This is a genomic window from Leifsonia sp. AK011 (assembly GCF_013410945.1).
In the GTDB taxonomy this organism is placed as follows: Bacteria; Actinomycetota; Actinomycetes; order Actinomycetales; family Microbacteriaceae; genus Rhodoglobus.
In genome coordinates this window covers 1429468-1453748 of record NZ_JACCCH010000001.1, presented here as the reverse complement: position 1 = coordinate 1453748, position 24281 = coordinate 1429468, and the positions used below count along the sequence as shown (strand labels likewise).

The following is a 24281-nucleotide window of genomic DNA, read 5'->3' as shown; positions in this document are numbered from 1 at the left end:
TCGCACCCAGCCTACCGGGAGGTCACTGGGCCTACCGGGAAGTCGTTGAGCGCCAGCCGGGGGGATGCTGCGTGCCAGCCGCGCGTAGCATCGAACGAGTGTCGGATGCCCAGCCCTCGTTCCGCTGGGGGTCGATAGCCCTCCCGGCGCTGCTCCCCACCCTCCTGTTCTCGCTCGGCGAGGGAGCGATCATCCCGATCATCCCCGTCGTGGCGGGCAACCTCGGGGCGAGCCTCGCGGTCGCAGGCCTGATTGCTGCGGTTCTCACGCTCGGCGAGCTGTTCGGCAACATCCCGAGTGGGTGGGTGATCGCGCGCATCGGCGAGCGCCCAGCCATGATCGGGGCCGCTGCGCTCTCGATCGTGGGCCTGGTGATCTGCGTCATCTCGCCGAACCCCGTCGCGCTCGGATTCGGCATCCTGCTCGTCGGCCTCTCCGCTGCGGTCTTCGCGCTCGCTCGGCACGCGTTCCTCACGAGCTTCGTGCCGCTCCCCTACCGCGCCCGCGCGCTCTCGACGCTCGGCGGCGTGCATCGCCTCGGGTTCTTCATCGGGCCGTTCCTCACCGCTGGCGCGATCGAGCTCACCGGATCGGCCGCGTCAGCGTTCTGGATTCACGTCGTGGCCTCGCTCGCCGCGGTGCTCATCCTCGTGCTCCTTCCCGACCCGGCCACGACGTTCGGCGCGGTGGCGACGGTGCGGCTCGATGGGCGACGGATGCGGGAGGGCGAGGCGCTCGTCGAGGGCGAGTCATCCGGCCTCTTCCGCACCCTGCGAGACAACCGCGCGGTGCTCTCGCGCCTGGGCGTGGGTGCCGCACTCGTCGGTGGACTGCGCGCGAGTCGCAACGTGATCATCCCGCTGTGGGCGGTGAGCATCGGCGTGAGCGACACGAACGCTGCGCTCATCATCGGCATCGCCGGCGCCGTCGACTTCGCCCTGTTCTACACGGGCGGGGCGATCATGGACCGCTGGGGTCGGCTCTGGAGCGCGGTGCCGTCGATGATCGGACTCGGCGCCGGGCACCTGGTGCTCGCGGCCACGCACGACGTGGACGGACGGGTGGTGTGGTTCGTCGCGGCCGCGATGCTCCTGGCTGCCGCGAACGGTGTTGGCAGTGGCATCCTGATGACGCTCGGGGCCGACCTCGCGCCGCCCGGCAACCCGGCGCCGTTCCTCGGAGCGTGGCGATTCACGGGAGGGATCGGTGGGGCTGGTGCCCCGCTGCTGATAGCTGGCATCACTGCTGCGGTCTCGATCTCGGCGGCCGCTGGGGTGGTCGGGGTGCTCGGTCTTGTGGGTGCTGGTGTGCTCGCGCGGTATGTTCCGCGGTACTCACCGCACCGGCGTTAGGCACTGTGCTCGCTCCCGAACACGCTCCTCGCCGTCGATGTCACCTCGATGCGGAGCCCGTCGGGCACGAGCGGCGACACGACGGGCGGATGCCACTGAGCCGAGAGTTCCACGGTCGCGCTGCGCCCGTCCACCGAGGTCGCCTCCTCGATCCTTAGCCCCTCGAACGTGTCGGGCAGGTCGTCGAGGTACTGCTCCACGGCCGTGCTGACGTCCTCGTCGGCCAGCTCGACGCGGACGATGCCGTCGGTGGCCGTGACATCCGAAAGGTCGTAGGCCTCCGCACCTACGAGAGCCGCCGAGTCGGAGAGCGAGAGCAGGCGCTTGCGCTCAAGGTAGAGGGACGTTGCCGCCGCGACGAGTAGCGCGATCGTGAGGGCCAGGGCGGTGAAGCCGGCCACGAGCGGGAGGATCGAACCCGTGTCGTCTCGGAGGGTTGGCGGCGTCATCCGGCGCTCCAGAAGCGGGAGACCTGTTGGGTGGTACTGGCTTCGATGGGCACCGTCAGTTCGCCGCCGAACATCGGCGGCACGAGAGGGAGCGGAACCTCCAGCGCGACGGCCACCGTCACGAATCCGCGAGGGGTGTGGCATTCGGTGGGCGTGGGCGTGCAGGTGATGCGAACGTCGATCGATGAGGCCTTGACGCCGTGATCGGCGAGCGCGAACTCGACGGCGGTCTCGACCGCTGCACGGCCGTCGTCCGCGGTGGGTGCGAGCACGAAGACCCGTGCAGCTTGACGGGCGCCTCCTTCGGCCGCGAGCGCGGCCGCTTGGATCTGGCCGATCGTGAGCACGAGGTACACAAGGGGCACGAGTAACAGCAACCCGGCCACGATGAACTCGAGAGATGCAGTGCCAGCGTCACTCGACGGCCGGCTCGAGCGCAGCATGTCCTGACACCTCCAGAACTCTCGGCGGCCCGAGCAGCCCCGCGATCGGGAGCGCTGCGCTCACGGTGATCTCCACGGCAGGATGCCCGTGGAAATCGACCTCTCGTGCCCCGACCTCAATGGAGTACCCCTCCCCCAGTGCAGCTGTCACGAGCTCGCGTGTGCGCAGCACTCCGTCGACGGGGGTCGAGTCGGCGAGTGACGCGTACCGAGCGCCCTCGGCCGCGGCATCCACGAGCGTGTTCCGAACGTGCAGCGCGAGCGCGAGTTGCACAACTGCGAGCGCGAGCACAGTAAGCAGCGCCCCGACCATGACGAACTCGGCGACGGCGGAGCCCCGGTCATCCCGAAGTCGCACGATCAGAACCCGGTGACGCGTTCGATGGCCTGCTCGAAGACGGCCGTGAGCGCGGGGCCAGCGGCGGCCCAGATCAGCACAACGAGGCCTGCAGTCATGAGGGTGATGAGCACCCAGCCGGGCACGTCACCGCGGTCGCTTTTCGCGAACTCATGGATTGATGTACGAAGGCTTTTCGTCATCCGGATATCTTGCGGAAGCCACAGACAACGCCTTCGGAACTATCCACAGCGGAGGCAGGAGACCTTCACCCGATGGGCTGGCCGTCGCGTTGCTCTCGCAAGACAGGCAGCCACGTGCGCAGCTCGGCTCCGAGAGTCCGCGACATGATTGGGCCGAATACACACAGAGATTCCTCCCACGGGTGTCCGAAGGTTCCTTCGGCCAGGTCCAGGGTCGCGTATATGTAGTAGTCCCCGTCTGGCACGACGGTTGGAAGCAGAGGAAAACCGTCCCCTCCTGTCGGGGCGGGAACCTCATCTCCTGGCCTGAGTCGAAACGCGTCATGTTGCCAGTCGAGGATGAGTAATTCGACGTCTTCACCGAATCCAGCAAGGAATGCGCGCCGTGCAGAGGCGTCGACGGCCCTGATTGCCGCGTCCGAATGGCCTGGGCGCGAGGCGTCCCATACTTGGCTAATGTCGAATGTCACTGACGGCGATGGTTCCCTGATAGCCCGCTCGGGCCTGCCTCCGCTCGGCACAAACTGGAAGCGGCTATAGAACTCGTCCCACACTGCTCGATACTCCTGCTCCTCGAGACGGTTCCATGCTCCGATCATGCGACAAGGCTATGCCTTGGCGTTTCGCCGCAAGCTGCCATACGTATTTGTGGTCGCGGCGTACGTAACGGACACTCAGTCCACCGCCAGGGACGGGGTGCCGACCAACTCCCGCAGCGAAGGGCACCCCTAGGCCCCAGCCCGGCTCGAACGGGCTGCCACCCTCGCCAGGCTGCGGGCCGGACGCGCCTTTACCGGGTAGACGCGCCTTGGGTGGGGTCAAAGGCTAGCGAGCCTAGGACGGAATAGAAGGAGAGCGCAAGCCCGATGTCTTGCTCACCCAATAGCTGCAGGCAACAATCGACCCATGACCAAGTACCTCATCTCGTTCCCGGCCGAAGCACTCGTACTCACGGAGGAGGAGTACCCAATCGTCTCTGCTGACAGCCACGCGATGATCGAGGAGGCGAAGGCCGCGGGCGTCTACGTCTTCGGCGGTGGGATCGACGAGAGCGTGGTTCCCGTGCTGGTGAGCGCTGACGGCGCAGTCGCCTCGGAAACCTACCCGGGGTCAAGAGTCACCGGCGGCTTCCTCGTGCTTGAGCTTCCCACTCGCGAGGACGCCGTGGCATGGGCCGCGAAGGTCGCAACAGCGTGCCACTGTGCGCAGGAACTTCGCGAGTTCGGGTACGACCCCGCGAGCTAAGAGGTACGCCGGTGGCCGACCGTTCCCGTCGGCCACCGGCTGCTTGAGCACCTAGAGGATGTAGAGCATCTCCTGGTAGGTCGGGAGCGGCCAGAGGTCATCGGCCACGATGTCCTCGAGCTTGTCGGCCGCGGTGCGAACCGCGAGCATCGCTGGCAGCAGGTCGGATGCCGCGTGCTGAGCCTCCGCGAGTGCGGTGTCGCCCGCCTCTGCCTCGACTCCCGCGCGCAGGGTGGCCAGCGCGGCCTTCAGGTCAGCGATGGGACCGCTCACCTCGGACAGCGCTGAGGTGTCGGCATCCACCCCCGCCGCCTTGAGGGCTGCGACGTTCTTGGCGAGCTCCGTCTGGTAGCGAACCGCCGCCGGGAGGATGACCGTTGCACCCATCTCGAGGGTGAGGCGTGCCTCCACCTCGATGGTGAGCGCGTACTGCTCCAGTCCGATCTCGTAGCGGCTGTGCATCTCGCGGTGGTTGAACACCCCGTACTTCTCGAAGAGGGCCATGGCCTCGTCCGTGATGAGTTCGGGCAGTGCATCCAGCGTCGTCTTCAGGTTCTTGAGGCCACGCTTCTCCGCCTCGATCGGCCAGGCGTCGGAGTATCCGTCACCGTTGAAGACGACCGCGCCATGCTCGGTGATGATCTCGGTGAGGATCTTCTGCACGGACTCGTCGAAGTCGGCTCCGGCCGCGACATCCGCCTCGAGCTTCGTGGCGATGTAGTCGAGCGAGTCGGCCATGATCGTGTTGATCGTGACCATGGGCGCCGCGACGGTCTGCAGCGAACCCGGCGCACGGAACTCGAAGCGGTTACCCGTGAAGGCGAACGGGCTCGTGCGGTTGCGGTCGCCCGGGTCGGTCGGCAGCTCTGGCAGGGTGTCGACGCCGATCTTCATCGTGCCGCGGCCCTTCGACGAGCTGAGCGAACCCTTCGCGATCTGGTCGAAGATGTCGGCGAGCTGGTCACCGAGGAAGATCGAGATGATCGCCGGCGGGGCCTCGTTCGCGCCGAGGCGGTGATCGTTCGACGCCGATGCCACGGATGCCCGCAGCAGCCCGCCGTACAGGTGCACGGCCCGGATCGTCGCAGCGCAGAACACCAGGAACTGCGCGTTCTCGTGCGGGGTGTCCCCCGGGACGAAGAGGCTGCCGAGCTCGTTGTTGCCGAGCGAGAAGTTGACGTGCTTGCCCGAACCGTTGACGCCCTGGAACGGCTTCTCGTGGAAGAGGCACTCCATGCCGTGCTTCTTGGCGATCGTCTTGAACGTCGTCATGAGCAGCTGCTGGTGGTCGGATGCCACGTTGCCGCGCTCGAACATCGGCGCGATCTCGAACTGGCCCGGCGCGACCTCGTTGTGCCGGGTCTTGGCGGGGATGCCGAGCTTGAACAGTTCGCGCTCGGTGTCCATCATGAAGCCGAGCACGCGCTCGGGGATGGCGCCAAAGTAGTGGTCGTCGAACTCCTGGCCCTTGGGCGGCTTCGAGCCGAACAGCGTGCGGCCGGAGTTGAGCAGGTCGGGGCGCGCGAGGAAGAAGTGGCGGTCGACGAGGAAGTACTCCTGCTCCGGCCCGCAGAACGCGACGACGTTGTTGAGGTTGGTGTGACCGAAGAGCTCAAGGATGCGCGTGGCATGTCGACCCATCGCCTGCTGCGAGCGGAGCAGCGGGGTCTTGTGGTCGAGCGCCTCACCCGTCATCGAGACGAAGACGGTCGGGATGCAGAGGGTGTTGCCGTTCGGGTTCTCGAGCACGTAGGCGGGGCTCGTGACATCCCACCCGGTGTAACCGCGGGCCTCGAACGTGTTGCGCAGACCGCCGTTGGGGAAGCTGGATGCGTCGGGCTCGCCCTGCACGAGGGTCTTGCCCGCGAACTCGGCGAGCGCGGTGCCGTCGCCGACGGGCTCGAAGAAGCTGTCGTGCTTCTCGGCGGTGAGGCCGGTGAGCGGGTAGAAGACGTGCGCGTAGTGGGTGGCGCCCTTCTCGAGCGCCCAGTCCTTCATGGCGGATGCCACGGCATCGGCCACCAGCGGGTCAAGGGTTTCGCCGTTCTCGATCGTGGCGATCACGGACTTGTACACCGATTTCGGCAGACGCTTCTGCATGACCGTCTTGCTGAAGACGTTCTCGCCGAAGATCGCCCCGGGTGCCTCGCTCGGGTCGAAGCTCACGGTGGGTGGCACATAGGCTTCCACGTCGGTGATCGCCTGCCGCCTGACGTTGTTTCCGCTCATATTTCATCCCTCGGGTTGGGACGTTGGCCCACAACACGAGTGGCGTCCTTCGCCTCAGGCTAGGGACGTGATGTACCGAGGATGTTTCGGGGAAATGTCCAGCGAAATCATGTTATCCACGATATTCACTAGAGCATAAATCTAATGAATGGTACTCTGCTCGCATGAAAACTCTTGCATGGTGGTTTCGGATCGTTGGACTGATCTATCTGGCACTGGGGGTGACGTTCATCCCCAGCATCAACTCGGGGCGGGTCGAGACCCTCGTGCCTGGATTCGACGGAGCTAAGGGGGGTCCCGCGTGGGACGGATTTCTCGACTACCTGTTCATGTTCGGCCTCGAGGAGATCGTGCTCGGCGCCTTCCTCATCGCCGTCGCATCGATGCGTCCAGCGCGATACGCGCCACTCGTCTGGCTGCTCGTGGCCTTCTCCATGATTCGCGGCATCGGCCACGACCTCTACATGATTGCCAGCGGGTACTCGATCATCACCAATCTCGTCTTCGTGGCGCTCCACGTTGCCATCATCGTGAGCGGAATGATCATCGTCAGGCGAGCGGCCCGCCTTGCGCCTCAGGCGCCCGAGTCGAGCAACACCCTGATCGACCGCGCAACCCAAGCCCTGTAGTCCTCGAGCGACCACCCACAGTTGCCAACGAAATGCAGGAAAGTATCCGGCCCGGTGATGAGCGCGAGCACATCGGCCGCGCGCCCGGCGCCGGATTCGGGCACGAGCCCTCTCGACACCGCCCACGCCGCACCCAGGCGCATGTCCCGCATCCTGCGCTCCTCGATATCCACGTAGAGCTCGCGAACGGCGGGGTCCGCGTCGGCCGCGGCACGGAACGCGGACCACACCGGCGCCGCCCGCTGATTGGCCTCAGTGAGAAAGTCGACGTACGCGCGCATGGCCACATCGAGATCGGGCTCTTCAAGGATCGCCGCCAGCACGGGACGCTCGGTGAGCGAGTGGCGACCCTCGTCGCCCGCAAACGTGCGCTCGAATGCGGCCAGCATGAGTGCCGACTTCGGTCCGGCGAGATGCACCGACTGAACGGACACCCCCGCTTCGGTCGCGATGGCCTTCATGGGCGTCGCGGCATAGCCGTCACGTGCGAACAACGCGGCTGCGGCATCCACGATGAGTCCGCGGGTACGTGCCGCTTCTGCATCCCGCACGGGCGAGTGGTATCGGCGGGGCGCATCCATATTGATTAGAGTACCAGTTCAGCCAACAAGGAGCCCAGTGTCCACTTTCCTGCTCTGCTCGACTCCCGTGCACGGACACGTCATGCCCGTGCTGGGCATCGGACGCGCCCTTGTTCAACGCGGACACCGGGTTGTGCTCCTCACCGGATCACGCTTCGAGAAGCAGGCTCGAGATGCCGGACTGGAGTTTCGCGCGCTCCAGGGGATCGCCGACTTCGATGATCGGGACGCCGACACGTATCTGCCGGACCGCAACCGCTACCGAGGCATCGCGAGGGCGCAGTACGACATCAAGAGCATCTTCGTCGCAACGATCCCCGACCAGTTCGCGAGCGTGCAGGCTGCACTCATCAACGTCGTTCCGGACGCGATCCTCGTGGACGGCGCGTTTGCCGGGGTCACGCCACTCCTGTTCGGGAGCGCCCCCCGCCCGCCGATCGTCGGCGTCGGCGTGACACCTCTCAGCCAGTCGAGCGCAGACGTCGCACCATTCGGCATGGGACTCGCTCCCCTGCCCGGCGCCGTCGGCCGCCTCCGCAACCGATTCCTGGGCTGGCTCGCGAATCGGGTGTTCTTCCGGGAGACGCACGCGTTGGCCAAGCGCATCCTCGCGGAACTCGGGGTAGTGAGCATCCCTGGATCGATCATGGATGTCTCGCGCTCCTTCGACAGGTTCCTGCAACTGACCCCCGCCGAACTCGAGTACCCCCGACGGGACCTCGGCGCCTCCACGCGCTTCGTGGGACCCGTGCCCTCGACGCCCGGCGCAACAGCCGTGCCCGAGTGGTGGCCGGAACTCGACGGGACCCGCCCCGTCGTTCACGTAACCCAAGGCACGATCGACAACGTGGACCTCTCGCGCCTCATCGGCCCGACTGTAGAGGCTCTCGGTTCTCATCGGGCCGACGCACCCCTGGTCGTCGTGACGCTGGGAGGACGAGGTCGCGAGAGTCTCGCGCCGTTGGGCACCCTGCCGCCCAACGTGCGCGTGGCGGACTACCTCCCGTACGACAAGTTGCTCCCCCTCTGCGACGTCGTCGTCACGAACGGCGGTTTCGGAGGGGTGCTCCAGGCCCTTCGCGCCGGGGTGCCGGTCGTCGTCGCCGGAGACACTGAGGACAAGCCAGAGGTGGCCGCGCGGGTCGCCTGGGCTGGCGTGGGCGTCGACCTGAGGACAGGGCGACCCGACGCTGCCGCGGTGGCGAGCGCGGTGAACCGCGTGCTGACCGAGAAGTCGTTCCGCTCGCGGGCGGCTGAACTCTCCGAAGCGATCGGACGACTGGACACCATCGACCTGATCGAGGGCGAACTGAAAGCGCTCGTCCGGGGGTCCTGAACTGATCAGCCCTGGATTCGCGCCGTGACCTCGATCTCGATCTTCATTGCCGGGTCCATGAGGGGAACCTGCATCATGGTCGCGGCGGGTCGAACGTCGCCGAAGACCTCGCGGAGTGCCGGCCAGCAGGCCTCGAAGTCGTTGCCGTCGGGCAGCAGGTAGTGCACACGAACGACGTCCGCGAAGGTTGCGCCGGCGTCGGCCAGTGCAGCCCCGATGTTGCGGAGGCACTGCGCGGCCTGCTCCGCGACATCCTCGGACATCGTCATGGTGGCGTAGTCGTATCCGGTGGTTCCCGAGACGAAGACCCAGTCGCCGTCAACGACGGCTCGGGAGTATCCGATGGTCTCCTCGAAGGGTGAACCGGAGCTGATCAGGCGACGCGACATGGTGGTCCTCTCGTATGGCGGACTCGTTAGCCTAGCGGCGCTAGTGTGTCGTCGTTGGCACGATGACAGGGGAACGCGCATGACTTCAACGGCAGTGGTGATCGTCTCCGGTGGGGACGCGGTCAGTCCATTCACGACGCCAACACAGGCCTGTGCGACCGGCCTCGCGGCGGGCAACACCGACACCGCCCTGCGCGAGTTCCTTCTCGCCCGCGGTCACGCTGTGTACACGTCCCCCGCCATGAACGCGCGCGGGCCCGTCATCGAGCAGGGCGGTTTCGGAGCCTTCGGCGGGATGCCCGTGACCCTGCCCGACATCATGACCGTCAACTCGACCGGCGACATCGACCTGGCGGGCGAGCATCTCGCGCGGTTCCTCGGCTACCTGCACTCCGAGTACGGCGTTTCGGCCGTTCACCTCGTCGCGCACTCGATGGGCGGCCTGTTCTCGCGCGCCGCGATCCGCGTGCTGAAGTCGACGGACTCCCCCGTGCGGGTGCTGTCACTCACCACCCTCGGCACCCCATGGGCCGGTTCGCTCGTGGGCGACTTCGTGATCGGGGATGCCACGCTCGCCGACTGCGCGGCCGACGCTTTCACCGAGATGGTCGTGACCGAGTTCAAGAAGCGCGCCGAGACCCTCCCTGTCGGTGCGGCCCAGCAGGTGACGACGCGCTACCTCATGGGCGAGGGTGGCTGGAACGAAGCGCAGGCCGGAGTGCTCGACGGCATACCGGTGACGCTCCTCGGCGCGACCTACTTCAGCGCGGACGGAGATTCCAAGTACTGGCCGCACGACGGTTTCGTCTCCGAGTCCAGCGCCCTCGCAACCGGCGTATCGGATGCCGTGCTCCCCCACCGCGCTACGCACAGCTTCAAGCGCACCCACAGCATCTTCACCTCCAACGCGATCGGCGCGGATTGGAACACAGCGCTCACGTGGGACCCGGAGGTGCTGGAGGTTGTGGCGGCGGCAATCGTGGAGGCCACCGCGTAGATGTGCCAACGCTACGCTTCGCGGTCGTCGCCCCAAGGGTTCACCAGTTCAAGATCGAGCCCGACGAAATCCTTGACGTTGCGGGTGGCAAGCGTCGCGTTGCGCGAAATGCAGATCGCGGCGATCATCCCGTCCTCCACGGAGAGCGGGCGACCCATCAGCCGACGGGAGCTGTGTACGTCCCCGAAGACCCGAGCGGCCTCAGCGTCATACGGCAGCACATCGGCGTGCGCGATGGCCGCGTCAATGGCGAGCGCGAGGCGTGCCTTACGGTTTCCGTCCGGCATTCGGGCCACACCACTGAGCACTTCGCCGACCGATATGGCGGTCACTATCGCGACGGGGTTGACCGCCAGCCAGTTCATGACTGCAGGGTTGGGTGCGGCTCGAAGGGGCTCGGAGAGCACATTGGTGTCGAGGACGATCACGACAGATCGAGTTCACGCGAAGGAGTTCGCTCGTCCAGCTCAAGCTCGACGCCGCGAAACTCCGACGACAGCGCCAGCCAGGAATCGACAAAGGACGCCGGCGCCACTGCTGCGCTCAAGATAGCCCGCGCTTCTGCCTCCATCGAGCGGTTGTTCACTGCGGCACGCTGCTTGAGGCGGCGTTGAACGTCGTCATCCAGATTTCTCACGGTGATCGCTGCCACGTTTCCTCCCGCTAGCAATGCTAGCACTACAGTCCAATCTGGAGCACGAAGATCCCCGGGAAGACCGCAAACGCGATCGTCACAGGGAGCACCCCGAACACCAACGGGAAGAGCATCGCGATCTCCTTGCGGCCCGCGGATTCGAGGAGCTGGCGGCGGGCGTCATCCCGTGCGTCCTGCGCCTGGGCTCGGAGGACCTCGCCCAGCGGAGTGCCTCGGTCCAGCGCCGCGATGACCTGCTCGGCACAGCGCGTGAGGGGCGGCAGGTCCAGGTCGTGGGCCAGCCGAGTGAGAGCCTCGGAGAGCGGGATGCCAGTAGCCGCTGTCGCAAGCACACCCGAGAACTCCGCCGCCAACTCGCCGGACCCCGCTCGCGCGACCCTCCGAAGGGCGTCGAGGATGCCCTCGCCTGCCGAGAGGCTGAGCGCGAGGAACTCGAGCACGACGGGAAGCTCCTCCGTGAGCCGTGCGAGTCGGCGCTTCGCCGCGCGCTGGAGGAGGGCATCCCGCGTCAGGACTCCCGCGATTGCGCCGGTGGCGACGAGCACGACCTGCGCAGCGGGACCCGCAGCTCCGGCGACAGCAGCACCGAGAGAACCAGCTGCGAGACCGACGATCACCGCGAGAGCCTGCTGCCCTCGATAAGCCTCGATTGTTGTCCCGGAGCCTGCTTGGCGGAGTCGACGCTCGATGACCTCGACGTTCCCCAGCAGCGCCCCGAGCGCGCGACGAAGTGGATCGAACACGGGGCGCACCAGCAGCGCCAGCGCGGGAGCCGGCCCGGGCGACGGTGGTTGCAGCATGTCGCGGGCTCCCTGCGAGACATCCTGAAGGTAGGGAGCGATACGGCGCGCGAACCGCGGCTGGGCGAGCTTGGGGATGAGGCTCGCGAGGCTCCAGAGCCCGAGGCCCAGTGTGGTGCCCGTGATGATCGCCCACCACGATGAATCCGTCACGCGAACCACCGCCGCTCCTCTGGGAGCCTGCCGACCCGCAACATGAGGCGGTACGCGATGGTCGAGACGAGCATGCCGCCAACGACGAGGGCCACACCTTGTGGGGAGTTGTAGGCCGTGGCCGCCTCGGGGCGCGTAGCCAGCAGCAGCAGGACGACCCACGGCGCGGCGACGCCGAGTCGCGCCGCATTCACGACCCACGATTGGCGGCCCTCGACCTCGGAGCGGATCGCGGCCTCCCGTCGAAGCTGCGTGCCCAGATCGCGCAGGATGCCCGGCAGCTCGGCGCCGCCCACCTCGCGGGCCATCCGCAGGGTCTCGACGAGGCGGTCGGCCACCGGATCGGCGAGGCGATGCCTGAGTTCGTCGGCGGCGAGCGAGAAACTGCCCGTCGATCGGTAGCGGGCAGCGAACTCCACGAAAGCCACACGCGTATCGTCCGGCCCAGACGACGCGAGGGATGCCAGGGCCTCCGGCAGCGCGAGCCCCGACCGCACTGCCGAGACGAGCAGGTCAACGACGTCCGGCCACACCGCCCGGCTCGCACGACGGCGAGCTCTGGCCCGCGAACCGATCACCGCGAGCGGGGCGAGTCCAGCAACGCCTGCCAGGGCGAGCGACAGCGGCACCACTCCAATCAGCGCCTGTGCGGCCGCGCCCGCGACCAGTGCGAGAGTGCCGCACACGGCCGTGACCACGCCTACGCTCACACCGGGAAGGCCGGCTTGATTCAGCCGCTGTCTGAGCAGGTTGGGCTGTCGCGGTGCCGAATGCGAATGTCTCGGCCACAGCCACGGCGACGCAACCAGCAGGAGCCCCGCGGCGAGTGTCAAGCCGAGAACGACGCTCACCGCGGCCTCCCCAGCACGGACGCCGGGTCGAAGCCGGACGCCCCGAACTTCGACAGCCGGGTGGGATGGATGCCGGTCGCCTCCAGCCGATCCCCGTGCGTCGCGAATACGCGCTCCACCTCCGCCACGCCACCACGCACCACACCCGTCGGCGCAGCAATCTCAACCACTCGACGACGACCACCACGCTCGAGCCGGCAATGCACGACCATGTCGATGGTCGACGCGACCGCGGGCACGACAAAGCCAGCGTCGATGTTCCGCCCGGCGAGCAGGGGCAGCGTGCCAAGTTTGGCGAGGGCATCCCGCGCGCTGTTGGCGTGGATGCTCGACATTCCAGGTAGGCCCGAGTTGAGCGCGATAAGCAGGTCGAGGGCTTCGGCCTCGCGCACCTCGCCGACGACGAGGCGGTCGGGCCGCATGCGCAGTGATTCCTTGATGAGCCTGCGCAGCGTTATTTCGCCCGTTCCTTCAAGGCTGGGTTGGCGGCATTGAAGTGCCACCCAGTCACGCCCGGCGACAGAAAGCTCGAACGTCTCCTCCACGGTGATCACGCGCTCGGTCGGTCGTGCCGCGGCAAGCAGCGCGTTCAGCATGGTCGTCTTGCCGCTCTGTGTCGCCCCGGACACGAGGATCGTGAGGCCCGCGAGCACGCACATCCGCAGGAACTCTGCCGCCTGCTGCGTGATCGAGGCAAGCGCGACGAGAGCGCCGAGATCACGCACGCCTCGATTGAACTTGCGGATGTTGACGGCCCAGTCGCGCCTCGTGACATCCGGGATCACGACGTGTAGCCGCGACCCGTCGGGCAGCGACGCGTCGACGAAGGGCGAGCTCAGGTCAACCCTGCGACCGGTGCTGGCGAGCATCCGTTCGACGAGGTCACGCGTGCCGTGCTCGGGCAGGCGGATGCCGGTGAGCTCGGCCACTCCCCCGCGTGCGACGAACACGGCACCCGGCGAGTTGATCCAGATCTCCTCGATGTCGGGATCGTCGATCAGCGGTTGGAGCACGCCGAGACCCGTGAGGCTCGCGACGATCTCGCGCTCGGCGAGCGCCTCGTCGGCGAGGAGGGGTCCCGCTCCGCCGAGCGCACGTTCGGTGTACCTGCGCACCTCCTCGCGCACGTAGTCCGTGGCGAGTTGATGGTCGAGGAGCACCCCGTCGCGGCGCACTCGCTCGCGAACTCGCTCGGCGATCAGGTGGTGCGCAGTGGGCATGCCCACAGTGTGTGACAGCCGCAATCGGATGCCGCGTGCCTGTCCACAGGCGTGGTGCTAGCGGCCACCCTGGCGGATCTCGCTGCTGCCGACACCGTTCAGGCTGGCGCTCGCACCGAAGCCCGCTGCGCCGGACGGGAGCGCGTATCCGACGATCAAACCGATCAGGAGGGCGACGATTCCGACGACCCAGACGAGCCAGCGGCGGTCGAAGTGGTCGGCAACGACTGCGCTCGCTCGCTCGACGGTGCTCATGGCACAGCAGCCTACGCCTTAAGCTGGTTCGGCCAGCGGGAGTGGTGAAATTGGCAGACACGCAGGATTTAGGTTCCTGTGCTCTAGGGCGTGCGGGTTCAAGTCCCGCCTTCCGCACCGAATGACAGCGCGCCCACAGGGCACGGTGGCATTCAGTTCTGACGGCGGGCGCGAACCGTCTCGGGGCCCCCACCCCGCAGTCCGACGCAGCGCGAAGCGCTGTGGCGGCGGCTGGGTGGGGAGGGTTCAAGTCCCGCCTTCCGCACCACCGCGCGACTACGCGCTTCCTCCCGCAAACCCCCGCGACCACTAGCCACAACTGCAGTCTCGCGCCCCGAGCATCCGTCGAGCATCCCAGCCCCAGCCCAGCCGCACCGAGTACCCTCGACGAAATCCATCCGAACCCCTCCCCGGGCCGCCGCGCCCTCGATCTGGAGTCCGAATGCCTTCTGTCGCCTCGTTCGTTCGCCCCACCCTCGACCTCGTTCGCGGCGGCCTGATCGGCGCCGCCGAGATCGTGCCCGGTGTCAGCGGCGGCACGATCGCCCTCATCGTCGGCGTCTACGACACCCTGATCGACGGCGCTGGGCATCTCGCGCGAGGGATCGCCCGACTTATCGGCGACGGTACCCGCGGGAGGGGCGTGTCCCGTGCGGCCGCACACTTCCGATCTGTCCGATGGGGTGTACTGCTCCCGGTTGGTGTGGGGATGCTCGTGGCGATCGTCGTCGGAGCTCGCCTATTGGCCCCTCTCCTCGAGGAGCAGCCGGTGGCCACCCGCGCCGTCTTCGCCGGGCTGATCGCCGCATCCCTCATCGTACCGATTCGCATGGTGGGCGGAGCGTGGCGTCCCCACGAGGCGGCCATTGCTCTGGCCGCCGCGGTCGCCGCGTTCATTCTCACCGGGCTCCCCCCAGCGGCTGATGCCGACCCCTCGCTTCCGATCGTCGCGCTCGCCGCCGCTTTCGCCGTGTGTGCCCTCGTGCTGCCCGGGGTCTCCGGCTCTTACCTGCTCCTCACCGTGGGCATGTACGCCCCGACGCTCGCCGCGGTCAACGACAGGAACTTGGCCTACCTCGGGGCATTCGCGCTGGGGGCGATCATCGGCCTTGGTCTCTTCGTCTCTGCGCTGCAATGGCTTCTGGCGAACCAACGCCGACTCACCCTTGTCGTGATCACGGGGCTCATGCTCGGCTCGCTCCGCGCCCTGTGGCCATGGCAGAGCGCCGACAGCGAACTCCGACCGCCTGGCGACGACGCACTCGCCGCTGTCGGGCTCTTCGCGATCGGTGCCGTCGTTGTCCTCGCCATCATCGGTCTCGAATCTCTGCTTGTGAGACGCCGGCTCATGAACGCCGATGTCGTGAGCGATCCCGTTCCCGATGGTTGGGACGCCGACGAGGAGACCCACACCTAGCGGGATTCGACCCCGCTGACGCGATCCGGGGTGCGGTCTGCGTCCTCCCGTTCGAGCCGAGCGAAGTACCCGGCGATCGGCACATCCGTCGAGGAGTGCGCGACGATCGACAGTGAGATAGCGACCACGATGATGTGGAAGAGATAGTCGGCGTCAGGATTGCCACTCTCGAGCACAAGAAGCCCGTAGAGGACGGAGGCGAACCCCTTCGGGCCGAACCACGCCGCGGTGGCCCGTTCCTCCCACGGTAGCTTGCTGCCGATTAGGGCGACTTCGACTGCCACCGGCCGCGCGATCACGAGAACCAGTACCGCGAAGACGTACCCGAGGATCGGAACATCGCCGAGAAGAGCGGGCGAGATCAGCGCGCCGAACACGAAGATCGCCAGGAGCTTGACGATCTCCGCGATGTACTCGCCGTACTCGATGAAGGCGTCACGCATGTCTGGAGCCGCGCTGGCGAGGGTGATTCCCGCGGAGAACGCCGCCAGGTAGAGGTTGGCTCCCGTGAGAGTGGCGACACCGTAGATGATGATCGCGATGGCCACAGGTCCGAGCGATGCATACAGCGGCGTCGCGGCGAGGAAGCGGATGCGCAGCATCCAGGACACCAGCAGGGGCACTGCGACCCCAAGCACTACGCCTCCGACGAGCTCGAGCGTGAGAACCAGCGGCTCCACCTCCGGACCACCGACCGCCGCAATGAGGACGAGCACAACAGGGAGCGCGAGTCCGTCATTGAGTCCCGACTCGACGTTGAGCAGCCCACGGATGCGCGCCGGAATCTCCGTCCGACCGACGATCGCCGAGGCGAAGACAGGGTCGGTGGGAGCAAGAACTGCGGCAACGAGCAGGGCCTCCAGCCAAGGCAGACCCAGGAGCCAGACCCCCAGCACGGCAGTGATGACGAACGTGAGCGGCATCCCGAGCAGGAGAGCGCGACCGGGCAGCCGCCATGCTCGTGCTAGATCACGGATGCCGAGTCGCTGACCGTCGGTGAAGAGGACCACAAACAGGGCGATCTGCGACAGTTCACTCACTTGGGGGTCGCCGGCCTCGAGACCGATCACGCCGACCATGCCCTGCCCGAGTACAAAGCCTGCCACGAGGAAGAGCACCGCCGTCGACAACACGGTTCGGTGGGCGATCCCCGAGATGAGGATGGCCGCGAGCAGCACGATGCCGAAGGCAAGGATCACGGGCTGTCTCCCCTCGTTGCCGACCGGTCACTCGGTCGATCACCACCCATGATGCACCCAAGCGATTGACGGCGTGAACCGCCCAGGGGTCGCCGTGTCGCGTGTGCCCATTTTGCTGGCGCCCAGCTCTCACCGGGTACTCTGTGAGAACACATCTGCCGCCGATTGACCCACCGGCAACCGACGACTGGAGCCTCGCCCTTGGTACCTACGGCCCTCATTCCTTTCCTCGATCCCGAGGGCATCATTCAGGGCGCCGGGCCGTGGGCATTGCTGGTGGTCTGCCTGATCATCTTTGCCGAGACGGGCCTGCTCGTCGGATTCCTGCTCCCGGGCGACACCCTGCTCATCATCACGGGACTCGTCGCGTTCTACCCGGGCATCGGTTTCGACATCTGGTGGGTGTGCATCTTCATCGGGTTGGCGGCGTTCCTCGGTGGCGAGGTCGGGTATCTGATCGGCCATAAGGCGGGTCCACGAATCTTCGAGCGCAAGGAGACCGGCCTGCTCTCGGTCGAGAATGTCGAGCGCACGAACCGCTTCTTCGAGCGCTTCGGTGGTCTTGCTGTGATCCTGGCGCGGTTCGTCCCGATCGTGCGCACGGTCGCCCCCGTCGCCGCGGGTGTCGGCCACATGAGCTACCGCAAGTACTCCCTCTACAACGCGATCGGCGCCTTCATCTGGGGTGCGGGCCTGACCTACGTTGGCTACCTTCTCGGGTACGTTCCGATCCTCGGCGACTTCGTGCGCAACTACATCGACATCATCCTCATCGGTGCCGTACTGCTCGCGGTCGTTCCGACGGCGTTCCACTACATTCAGGCGAGCCGCAAGGCGCGCCGTCGCGGCTCAAGCACGATCACTGACGAGGAGGCCGAGAAGCTCTCCCTCGAGCCCAAGGACTTCGACCAGAAGCTCGACGACTAGCCCGTTTCGGCAAGATTCCGCCAGAGATTCGGCGAGCGTCCGCCAACTCCGGGCGCCGGGGCGGTTCGAGAGGATGCCGCTGGCTAGGGTCATGCCATGACCGACACCGCCGCCATCCTCGCCCACTTCGAGGCCAAGCTCCGCTTCGAGACCGACCCGTCCGACGTGCGTGCCGCCCAGCTCGCCGGTGACACGTTCGCGTTCATCGACACGCGTGGGGATGCCGCGTGGAACCAGGGTCGCGCCGAGGGTGCAGTGCACCTTCCGACGGCTCAGATCGCCTCGAGGGCGGCTGAGCTCGTTCCCGCTGGCACGCCCGTGGTCGTCTACTGCTGGGGGCCGGCGTGCAACGGGGCGACGAAGGCGGCGATCGAGTTCGCCAAGCTCGGCTACGCGGTGCGCGAGATGATCGGCGGGTTCGAGTACTGGGCTCGCGAGGGTATGCCCGTCCTGACGGATAGCGGCCACCTGCACCGCCCGGTCGACGAACTCACCTCACCGGTGAACGCGATCAGCTGCGACTGCTGAGCGCTGCGAGGCCCTGACCCGCGGCACGGCGCACGTCGACGTCCTTGTCCTTGAGGAGCTGACGGATGCCCGCCTCGTCGCTCACAGAACCCACTGCTCCGAGCGCCCGCGCCGCCGCCGCCCGCACGCGTGCCACATCGTCGGTGAGCAACTCGGCGAGCGGTACCGCGAGCGGCAACCCACGGGCAGCAGCCACCCGGGCAGCCATCTCGCGCACGCGCCAGGCCTGGTTCTGCAGTGCGACGCCGACCGCGTCGGCCGCGGAGTCGTCCCACACATAGAGAAGGGCTCGTGTGCCCCACAGCTCGGGCCAGTAGAGCACGGGTGCACCCTTGAGCACACCCTCGGCGTGGCGTCCACCAACGGCGAGAAGGAACTCGTCGCCAGCGCTGAGGCCACCGATCAGGGCCACAGACCGCTCGATCACCTCACGCTCACCCCAGCGGGCTACGGCTGCGGCAATGCGCTGCTCGGTCGGGGCGTCCAGGTCGGTGGTGTTGCTGGTGTCGTCGGTACTCATCGGGATGCCACTCTACGGGCTGAACGAGAACCCGAGGTAAGCCGATCGGCCCCTGCCGCCGGCCGTTTCAGGGCCAATCGGCTTACCTCAGCGGGGTTATGGCAGAGGTGAGACCCAGATCGACGCGACCGCGTCGGGAGACAGCTGAAGTTCTGCGCCGGTGAAGGTCACCGTCAGGGCGTCGGGAGTGACGGCGACCACCTCGAGGACGGTGTCGAGCACGACACCCTCAGCGTCGAGGTGGCGGAGCACCGCGGGGTCCCGGTCGCTGATGCGCACGACGGTGCCGCGCGACCCGGGCGCAAGATCACCGAGGCCCGTGGCATCCGGACGCTGGATCACGCCGTCGCGGGACGGGATCGGGTCGCCGTGCGGGTCGCGCACGGGGTTGCCGAGCTTGTCATCAAGGGCGTCGAGGAGCCGGTCGCTGATCGCGTGCTCAAGCACCTCCGCCTCGTCGTGCACCTCGTCCCACCGGTAGCCGAGCTGCTCGACCAGCCAGGTCTCGATGAGCCGGTGCCTGCGCAGCATCCGCAGTGCCAGCTCCTCCCCCGCGGGCGTGAGCTCGATCGCGCCGTACGGCTCGTGGAGGGCAAGGCCGCGGGCCACGAGCTTCTTCACCATCTCGGTGACCGAGGATGCCGCGAGCCCCAGCCGCGCCGCGAGCACCGACGACGTGATCGGCGTCGACTGCCACTCGGTGTGGGCGTAGATCACTTTGACGTAGTCCTCGATGGCGCTCGGGCTGGTCGCCATGTCAGGCCCCGGTCACGACGAGCACGATGAGCAGCACGTTGAGCACGCTGATGAGCGCGGCGGACACCCAGCCCGCAATGCGAAGCCACGGCGGATTGACGAACTCCCCCATCTCCCTGCGTGAGCTCGCGATCCACACGAGCGGAACGAGCGCGAAGGGGATTCCGAAACTCAGCACGACCTGGCTCAGTACGAGCGCCTGGGTCGGGTCGAAGCCGATCAGCAGGATCACGAGCGCGGGCACGAGGGTGACCACGCGCCGCAACAGCAATGGAACCCGCACCTTCAGCAGGCCGCCCATGATCGCCGAGCCCGCGTAGGTGCCGACGCTCGTGGAGGCCAGCCCCGAGGCGAGCAGCCCGATCGCGAAGATGACGCCCACCACCGGCCCGAGCGTGGCCACGACGGCAGCGTGAGCGCCCTCGATCGTGTCGGTTCCGTCGATGCCCCGCAGGGCGGATGCCGCGAGCAGCAGCATCGAGATGTTGACAGCTCCCGCGATCAGAAGCGCCGCACCGACGTCCCACCGGGTGGCGCGCAGGAGGCCTCGAATGGCGCCCGGCTCGTGGTCCACCCCGTGCCGGTCGCGGGCGAGGGCGGAATGCAGGTAGATGACGTGGGGCATCACGGTTGCGCCGAGCATGCTCGTGGCGAGCAGCACGGAATCGGCGCCCTGGAACCGCGGGATGATGCCCTGTGCGGCCTCCGCCGGGTCGATGCCGGAGAACAGCAGGCCACTCACGAACCCCACGACAATCACGCCCAGCAGCGTGACAACGATGATCTCGAACGACCGCTGCCCGTGTCGCGACTGAACGGAGAGAAGAACCATCGAGGCGATGCCGACGATGAGACCGCCGAGCGGCAGTGGCAGCCCGAACAGCAGGTACAGCGCGATAGCCCCACCGAGTACCTCGGCGATATCGGTGGCCGCGGCCACGAGCTCGGCCTGCACCCAGTAGAGGCGGCGAGGGGCGGTCGGCAGTCGCTCGCCGAGGATCTCCGGGAGGCTACGACCGGTGACGATCCCCACCTTGGCCGACTGGTACTGCACGAGCACTGCTATCGCGTTCGCGAGGATGAGCACCCAGAGCAGCAGGTAACCGTACCGGGCGCCTGCGGTGAGGTTGGCCGCGACGTTACCCGGATCGACGTAGGCGATGGCGGCGACGAAGGCCGGGCCGAGGAGGAGGAGCGTTGCACGCGCGCGGGGGCGGGGCGTGGCATCCGTCGACACAAGTTTCGGCACACCGAAACTTTACCGCGCGTCAGCCCTCGATCAGGCGAGTGCGCACGTGCGGCATGAGAAGGGCGAAGGCCTGGGCGCGATGGCTGATCGCATTCTTCTCGTCGGGGCGGAGCTCGGCTGCGCTCACCGAGAGTCCCTCGGGCTTGAAGATCGGGTCGTAACCGAACCCGCCGCCGCCGACCGGCTCGATGAGGACCGTGCCTGGCCAGAGCGCGAGCTCCACCCACTCCTCGTCGCCGACCACGAAGGCCGCGGCGCACGCGAACTGCGCCGCGCGATCGGTCGAGTCACCCAACTGCGCGAGCAGGTGCGCCACGTTGTCGGTGTCGACGCGGGTGCCGGCGTAGCGAGCCGAGTGGATGCCAGGGGCTCCGCCCAGCGCGTCGACGCAGATGCCCGAGTCATCCGCGATCGCGGGGAGACCCGTGTGCGCAGCGGCGGCGCGCGCCTTGATGAGCGCGTTCTCCTGGAAGGTCGCGCCATCCTCGACAGGCTCTGGCCCGTCGTACGCCACGAGTTCGAGTCCGTCGAGCGCAGGCCCGAGGATGCGCGTCAGCTCGACGACCTTGTGCGCGTTGTGCGTCGCCAGCACGATCTGCGTCGGGCTCATCAGCTGCCCGCCAGCGCCTGAACCTGCAGTGCCGTGAGGTCGACCGCGCCACCGACGGCGAGGTCGAGCAGGGCATCGAGCTCGCGGCGGTTGAACGGGGCACCCTCCGCGGTGCCCTGCACCTCGACGAACAGTCCGCGCCCTGTAACAACGACGTTCATGTCCGTCTCCGCGCGCACGTCCTCGACGTACGCGAGGTCGAGGAGGGGCTCGCCGTCGATGATGCCGACGCTCACCGCCGCAACCGAGTCGATGAGCGGCTTCGCGTTCTTGCCGATGAAGCCCTTCGTGCGTCCCCACTCGATCGCGTCCGCGAGCGCCACATAGGCACCCGTGATCGCGGCGGTGCGGGTTCCGCCATCTGCCTGCAGCACGTCACAGTCGATCACGAGTGTGTTCTCGCCGAGCGCCTTGGTGTCGACGACCGCGCGCAGCGAGCGTCCGATCAGACGGGAGATCTCGTGGGTGCGCCCGCCGATCTTGCCCTTGACCGATTCGCGATCCATGCGGTCGTTGGTGGACCGCGGCAGCATCGCGTACTCCGCCGTCACCCAGCCCTTGCCCTTGCCCGCCAACCAGCGCGGAACGCCGTTGGTGAAGCTTGCGGTGCACAGCACCTTGGTGCGGCCGAACGAGATGAGCGCGCTGCCCTCCGCCTGGTCGCTCCAGCCGCGCTCGATCGTCACTGGTCGCAGCTCGTTCGCCGCGCGTCCGTCAGCCCTGGTCATAGGGAACTCCTCGTGATGTTCATGGTCGTCTGTCCTGGCCCGGCAGCGAGATCGCCCCGGTATCGAAGGTGTCCACACGCACGACCTCGGGGCCGAGGAATCGGGATGCCAGCTTCTTGAAGGCGTCCTTGTCCGGTCCCGTCGCCTCGAAATCGTAGCGGGGTGCTGCGGGTGCCTGCCGTTCGATGCCGTGCTGCACGAGCGTTCGGTAGACGTCGAACGCCGTCTCCTCGGCACTCGAGACGAGCGTGACGTCGTCCCCCATCACGTACTGGATGGCGGCGGACATGAGCGGATAGTGCGTGCAGCCGAGTACGAGCGTGTCGACGCCAGCGCTCTTGAGCGGGGCGAGGTACTCCTCGGCCACCGAGAACAGCTCCGGGCCGCTCGTGATGCCCGCCTCGACGAACTCGACGAAACGCGGGCAGGCCTGCGTGACGAGCTCGAGGTCGGATGCCGCGGCGAACGCATCCTCGTAGGCCTTCGACTTGATCGTTCCGGTGGTTCCGATCACGCCCACCCGCCGATTGCGGGTCTGCCGAACCGCGGCGCGCACGGCTGGCTGGATCACCTCGACCACGGGGATGCCGTAACCATCGGTGAAGCGCTCCCGGGCATCCCGAAGCATCGCGGCCGACGCCGTGTTGCAGGCGATCACGAGCACCTTCACGCCCTGCGCGACCAGGTCGTCCATCACGGCGAGCGCGTACTCGCGTACCGTCGCGATCGGCTTCGGGCCGTAGGGAGAGTGGATCGTGTCGCCGACGTACAGGATCGACTCGTGGGGCAACTGGTCGATGATGGCCCGCGCGACCGTGAGTCCACCGACGCCGCTGTCGAAGACTCCGATCGGTGCGTCACTCATTCCACCAAGCCTATCCTCGGGGGCCCGAGGGCATGCGGCCTATCCTTGTCGGCATGAGCACCGCGCTTCTCACCGACCGTTACGAGCTGACCATGATCGATGCGGCGATCGGCAGCGCGATGCACGAACGCGAGTGCGCGTTCGAGGTGTTCGCCCGACGGCTCCCCGAGGGGCGCCGCTACGGGGTGGTCGCGGGCACGGGTCGGCTGCTCGATGCCGTCGAGAGCTTCCGCTTCGGCGACCCGGAGCTGGAGTGGCTGCGCGCCCAGTCCGTGGTGCGGCCGGACACCCTCGACTGGCTCGCCGACTTCCGGTTCTCCGGCTCGATCCATGGCTACCGCGAGGGCGAGGCGTACTTCCCCGGCTCGCCGATTCTCGTCGTGGAGGGCACGTTCGCCGAGGCCGTGATCCTCGAGACCCTCGCTCTCAGCGTGCTCAACTACGACAGCGCTGTCGCCTCCGCCGCCGCCAGGATGGTCTCTGCCGCCGAGGGTCGCCCGCTCGCCGAGATGGGTTCGCGTCGAACGGGCGAGCGGTCCGCCGTCGCCGCGGCGCGCGCAGCATTCATCGCGGGATTCGGTGCCACCAGCAACCTCGAGGCTGGCAGGAACTGGGGCATCCCGACCATGGGAACCGCCGCACATTCGTTCACACTTCTGCACGACTCCGAGGAGGAGGCGTTCCAGGCCCAGGTCGACGCACTGGGTGCCGGCACCACCCTGCTCGTGGACACGTTCGACATCGAGCACGGGGTTGAACTTGCCGTCAAGGTGGCCGGTCCGGGCCTCGGCGCTGTGCGCATCGACTCCGGCGACCTGCCCGTGCAGGTCGCCGCGGTGCGCGCGCAGCTGGATGCCCTCGGTGCCACCAACACGCGCATCACCGTCACGAACGATCTCGACGAGTTCACGATCGCGGCCCTGCGGGCGGCACCGGTCGACTCCTATGGCGTAGGAACCTCGGTCGTGACGGGCTCAGGGCACCCGGCATCCGGATTCGTCTACAAGCTCGTCGCGCATCGGGATGACGCTGGCCAGTGGATCCCCGTCGCCAAGAAGTCCGCGGCCAAGGCAACCGTCGGCGGCCGCAAGTCCCCCGTGCGCACGCTCGTCGATGGCACCGCAGTGGCAGAGACCATCAGGATCGGCGACGATGCGGAGCCCACGACCGGTCGCGAGTTGCTCGTGCCGCTGCTCCGGGAGGGCGTGATCGACGAGCAGTATCGGGGCGCGGACGGCACCCTCAGGGCTCGCGAACACTGTGCCGAATCACTCGCGGAACTGCCGGCGGATGCCCTTCGTCTGGGACGCGGTGAACCGGCGATCCCGACGGTCTACGTCGGCTGACGCCCCAGGTTG

The 24281-nt window shown here is 67.4% G+C and carries 30 protein-coding genes and 1 tRNA gene; 10 read left to right on the top strand and 21 right to left on the bottom strand.

Translation table 11 applies throughout. From position 1 onward, the window contains the following. The first annotated feature begins 98 nt into the window (after positions 1-98). The gene (locus HDC94_RS07120; RefSeq protein ID WP_179498906.1) at positions 99-1352 is read left to right on the top strand and encodes an MFS transporter; all 1254 of its coding nucleotides are present in this window, start codon (positions 99-101) and stop codon (positions 1350-1352) included. Here the strand turns inward: HDC94_RS07120 and HDC94_RS07115 are convergent. From HDC94_RS07115 to HDC94_RS14950, 5 genes are all read right to left on the bottom strand, one after another. After that, positions 1349-1801, bottom strand: a complete 453-nt coding sequence (locus HDC94_RS07115; RefSeq protein WP_179496197.1) for a pilus assembly protein TadG-related protein — start codon at positions 1799-1801, stop codon at positions 1349-1351. The two genes, HDC94_RS07120 and HDC94_RS07115, sit on opposite strands and share 4 nt — an antisense overlap. Next, complete coding sequence (locus HDC94_RS07110; RefSeq protein ID WP_179496195.1) at positions 1798-2244, bottom strand: hypothetical protein; 447 nt, start codon at positions 2242-2244, stop codon at positions 1798-1800. The genes HDC94_RS07115 and HDC94_RS07110 overlap by 4 nt, the downstream gene beginning before the upstream one ends. Beyond that, the gene (locus tag HDC94_RS07105; RefSeq protein WP_308495657.1) at positions 2216-2602 is read right to left on the bottom strand and encodes a pilus assembly protein; all 387 of its coding nucleotides are present in this window, start codon (positions 2600-2602) and stop codon (positions 2216-2218) included. The genes HDC94_RS07110 and HDC94_RS07105 overlap by 29 nt, the downstream gene beginning before the upstream one ends. A gap of 2 nt (positions 2603-2604) precedes the next feature. Continuing rightward, on the bottom strand, positions 2605-2784 hold the full coding sequence (locus tag HDC94_RS07100) for a hypothetical protein (protein WP_179496193.1): 180 nt from the start codon (positions 2782-2784) through the stop codon (positions 2605-2607). 65 nt (positions 2785-2849) lie between these two features. Next, entirely contained in the window at positions 2850-3383 is a 534-nt protein-coding gene (locus HDC94_RS14950; protein WP_179496191.1) for a DUF2716 domain-containing protein, read from the bottom strand. A gap of 307 nt (positions 3384-3690) precedes the next feature. Between HDC94_RS14950 and HDC94_RS07090 the strand changes: the two genes are divergently transcribed. Further along, the gene (locus HDC94_RS07090) at positions 3691-4029 is read left to right on the top strand and encodes a YciI family protein (protein ID WP_179496189.1); all 339 of its coding nucleotides are present in this window, start codon (positions 3691-3693) and stop codon (positions 4027-4029) included. Positions 4030-4080: 51 nt separating this feature from the next. Here HDC94_RS07090 and HDC94_RS07085 read toward each other — a convergent pair whose 3' ends face one another. Then, positions 4081-6258: a glutamine synthetase III gene (locus HDC94_RS07085; RefSeq protein ID WP_179496187.1), complete on the bottom strand. Its 2178-nt coding sequence runs from the start codon at positions 6256-6258 to the stop codon at positions 4081-4083. Between the two features lie 164 nt (positions 6259-6422). On the opposite strand from HDC94_RS07085, the gene HDC94_RS07080 reads away from it, so the two are divergent. After that, positions 6423-6887 carry a BphX family protein gene (locus HDC94_RS07080; protein ID WP_179496185.1) on the top strand — a complete coding sequence of 155 codons (465 nt, stop codon included), beginning with the start codon at positions 6423-6425 and terminating at the stop codon, positions 6885-6887. Here HDC94_RS07080 and HDC94_RS07075 read toward each other — a convergent pair. Then, on the bottom strand, positions 6833-7468 hold the full coding sequence (locus HDC94_RS07075; protein WP_179496184.1) for a TetR/AcrR family transcriptional regulator: 636 nt from the start codon (positions 7466-7468) through the stop codon (positions 6833-6835). The genes HDC94_RS07080 and HDC94_RS07075 overlap by 55 nt on opposite strands. A 37-nt stretch (positions 7469-7505) precedes the next feature. Here HDC94_RS07075 and HDC94_RS07070 point away from each other — a divergent pair, with 37 nt between their 5' ends. Continuing rightward, the gene (locus tag HDC94_RS07070; RefSeq protein WP_179496182.1) at positions 7506-8804 is read left to right on the top strand and encodes a nucleotide disphospho-sugar-binding domain-containing protein; all 1299 of its coding nucleotides are present in this window, start codon (positions 7506-7508) and stop codon (positions 8802-8804) included. Positions 8805-8809: 5 nt separating this feature from the next. Here HDC94_RS07070 and HDC94_RS07065 read toward each other — a convergent pair whose 3' ends face one another. After that, a complete protein-coding gene (locus tag HDC94_RS07065) occupies positions 8810-9193 on the bottom strand; it encodes a RidA family protein (RefSeq protein WP_179496180.1) in 384 nt (127 codons plus the stop codon). A gap of 79 nt (positions 9194-9272) precedes the next feature. On the opposite strand from HDC94_RS07065, the gene HDC94_RS07060 reads away from it, so the two are divergent. Then, positions 9273-10190, top strand: a complete 918-nt coding sequence (locus tag HDC94_RS07060) for an alpha/beta hydrolase (RefSeq protein WP_218870498.1) — start codon at positions 9273-9275, stop codon at positions 10188-10190. Between the two features lie 11 nt (positions 10191-10201). Here the strand turns inward: HDC94_RS07060 and HDC94_RS07055 are convergent, their stop codons facing one another. The 6 genes from HDC94_RS07055 to HDC94_RS07030 form a co-directional block, all read right to left on the bottom strand. Then, on the bottom strand, positions 10202-10618 hold the full coding sequence (locus tag HDC94_RS07055; RefSeq protein WP_179496176.1) for a type II toxin-antitoxin system VapC family toxin: 417 nt from the start codon (positions 10616-10618) through the stop codon (positions 10202-10204). Then, on the bottom strand, positions 10615-10842 hold the full coding sequence (locus tag HDC94_RS07050) for a plasmid stabilization protein (RefSeq protein ID WP_179496174.1): 228 nt from the start codon (positions 10840-10842) through the stop codon (positions 10615-10617). Before HDC94_RS07050 ends, HDC94_RS07055 begins: the two co-directional genes overlap by 4 nt. A 26-nt stretch (positions 10843-10868) precedes the next feature. Further along, positions 10869-11798 (bottom strand): type II secretion system F family protein, encoded by a 930-nt coding sequence (locus HDC94_RS07045; RefSeq protein WP_179496172.1) that lies wholly within the window; start codon positions 11796-11798, stop codon positions 10869-10871. Then, positions 11795-12508: a type II secretion system F family protein gene (locus tag HDC94_RS07040; protein ID WP_308495656.1), complete on the bottom strand. Its 714-nt coding sequence runs from the start codon at positions 12506-12508 to the stop codon at positions 11795-11797. Before HDC94_RS07040 ends, HDC94_RS07045 begins: the two co-directional genes overlap by 4 nt. Before the next feature lie 137 nt (positions 12509-12645). After that, the gene (locus HDC94_RS07035) at positions 12646-13869 is read right to left on the bottom strand and encodes a CpaF family protein (protein ID WP_179496168.1); all 1224 of its coding nucleotides are present in this window, start codon (positions 13867-13869) and stop codon (positions 12646-12648) included. A 57-nt stretch (positions 13870-13926) separates the two neighbouring features. Beyond that, positions 13927-14124: a hypothetical protein gene (locus HDC94_RS07030; RefSeq protein ID WP_179496166.1), complete on the bottom strand. Its 198-nt coding sequence runs from the start codon at positions 14122-14124 to the stop codon at positions 13927-13929. A 35-nt stretch (positions 14125-14159) separates the two neighbouring features. Between HDC94_RS07030 and HDC94_RS07025 the strand changes: the two genes are divergently transcribed. Together HDC94_RS07025 and HDC94_RS07020 are read left to right on the top strand one after the other, a co-directional pair. Further along, positions 14160-14241, top strand: a tRNA-Leu gene (locus HDC94_RS07025). 325 nt (positions 14242-14566) lie between these two features. Then, a complete protein-coding gene (locus HDC94_RS07020) occupies positions 14567-15541 on the top strand; it encodes a DUF368 domain-containing protein (protein ID WP_179496164.1) in 975 nt (324 codons plus the stop codon). Here the strand turns inward: HDC94_RS07020 and HDC94_RS07015 are convergent. Continuing rightward, positions 15538-16740: a cation:proton antiporter gene (locus HDC94_RS07015; RefSeq protein ID WP_308495655.1), complete on the bottom strand. Its 1203-nt coding sequence runs from the start codon at positions 16738-16740 to the stop codon at positions 15538-15540. The genes HDC94_RS07020 and HDC94_RS07015 overlap by 4 nt on opposite strands. 201 nt (positions 16741-16941) lie before the next feature. Between HDC94_RS07015 and HDC94_RS07010 the strand changes: the two genes are divergently transcribed. Together HDC94_RS07010 and HDC94_RS07005 are read left to right on the top strand one after the other, a co-directional pair. Further along, positions 16942-17667: a DedA family protein gene (locus HDC94_RS07010; protein WP_179496162.1), complete on the top strand. Its 726-nt coding sequence runs from the start codon at positions 16942-16944 to the stop codon at positions 17665-17667. 96 nt (positions 17668-17763) lie between these two features. Continuing rightward, positions 17764-18195 (top strand): rhodanese-like domain-containing protein, encoded by a 432-nt coding sequence (locus HDC94_RS07005; RefSeq protein WP_179496160.1) that lies wholly within the window; start codon positions 17764-17766, stop codon positions 18193-18195. Here the strand turns inward: HDC94_RS07005 and HDC94_RS07000 are convergent. The 6 genes from HDC94_RS07000 to murI form a co-directional block, all read right to left on the bottom strand. After that, complete coding sequence (locus HDC94_RS07000) at positions 18179-18715, bottom strand: HEAT repeat domain-containing protein (RefSeq protein WP_179496158.1); 537 nt, start codon at positions 18713-18715, stop codon at positions 18179-18181. The genes HDC94_RS07005 and HDC94_RS07000 overlap by 17 nt on opposite strands. 96 nt (positions 18716-18811) lie before the next feature. Continuing rightward, a complete protein-coding gene (locus tag HDC94_RS06995; protein ID WP_179496156.1) occupies positions 18812-19471 on the bottom strand; it encodes a metal-dependent transcriptional regulator in 660 nt (219 codons plus the stop codon). A gap of 1 nt (position 19472) precedes the next feature. After that, entirely contained in the window at positions 19473-20720 is a 1248-nt protein-coding gene (locus HDC94_RS06990; RefSeq protein WP_179496154.1) for an Nramp family divalent metal transporter, read from the bottom strand. A 19-nt stretch (positions 20721-20739) separates the two neighbouring features. Next, the gene (gene rdgB, locus HDC94_RS06985) at positions 20740-21330 is read right to left on the bottom strand and encodes an RdgB/HAM1 family non-canonical purine NTP pyrophosphatase (protein ID WP_179496152.1); all 591 of its coding nucleotides are present in this window, start codon (positions 21328-21330) and stop codon (positions 20740-20742) included. Beyond that, a complete protein-coding gene (gene rph, locus HDC94_RS06980; RefSeq protein WP_179496150.1) occupies positions 21330-22058 on the bottom strand; it encodes a ribonuclease PH in 729 nt (242 codons plus the stop codon). The genes rdgB and rph overlap by 1 nt, the downstream gene beginning before the upstream one ends. Before the next feature lie 19 nt (positions 22059-22077). Next, positions 22078-22923, bottom strand: coding sequence for a glutamate racemase (gene murI, locus HDC94_RS06975; protein WP_179496148.1), 846 nt, complete (start codon positions 22921-22923; stop codon positions 22078-22080). A 53-nt stretch (positions 22924-22976) separates the two neighbouring features. Here murI and HDC94_RS06970 point away from each other — a divergent pair, with 53 nt between their 5' ends. Continuing rightward, entirely contained in the window at positions 22977-24269 is a 1293-nt protein-coding gene (locus HDC94_RS06970; RefSeq protein ID WP_179496146.1) for a nicotinate phosphoribosyltransferase, read from the top strand. The last annotated feature ends 12 nt before the right edge of the window (positions 24270-24281 follow it).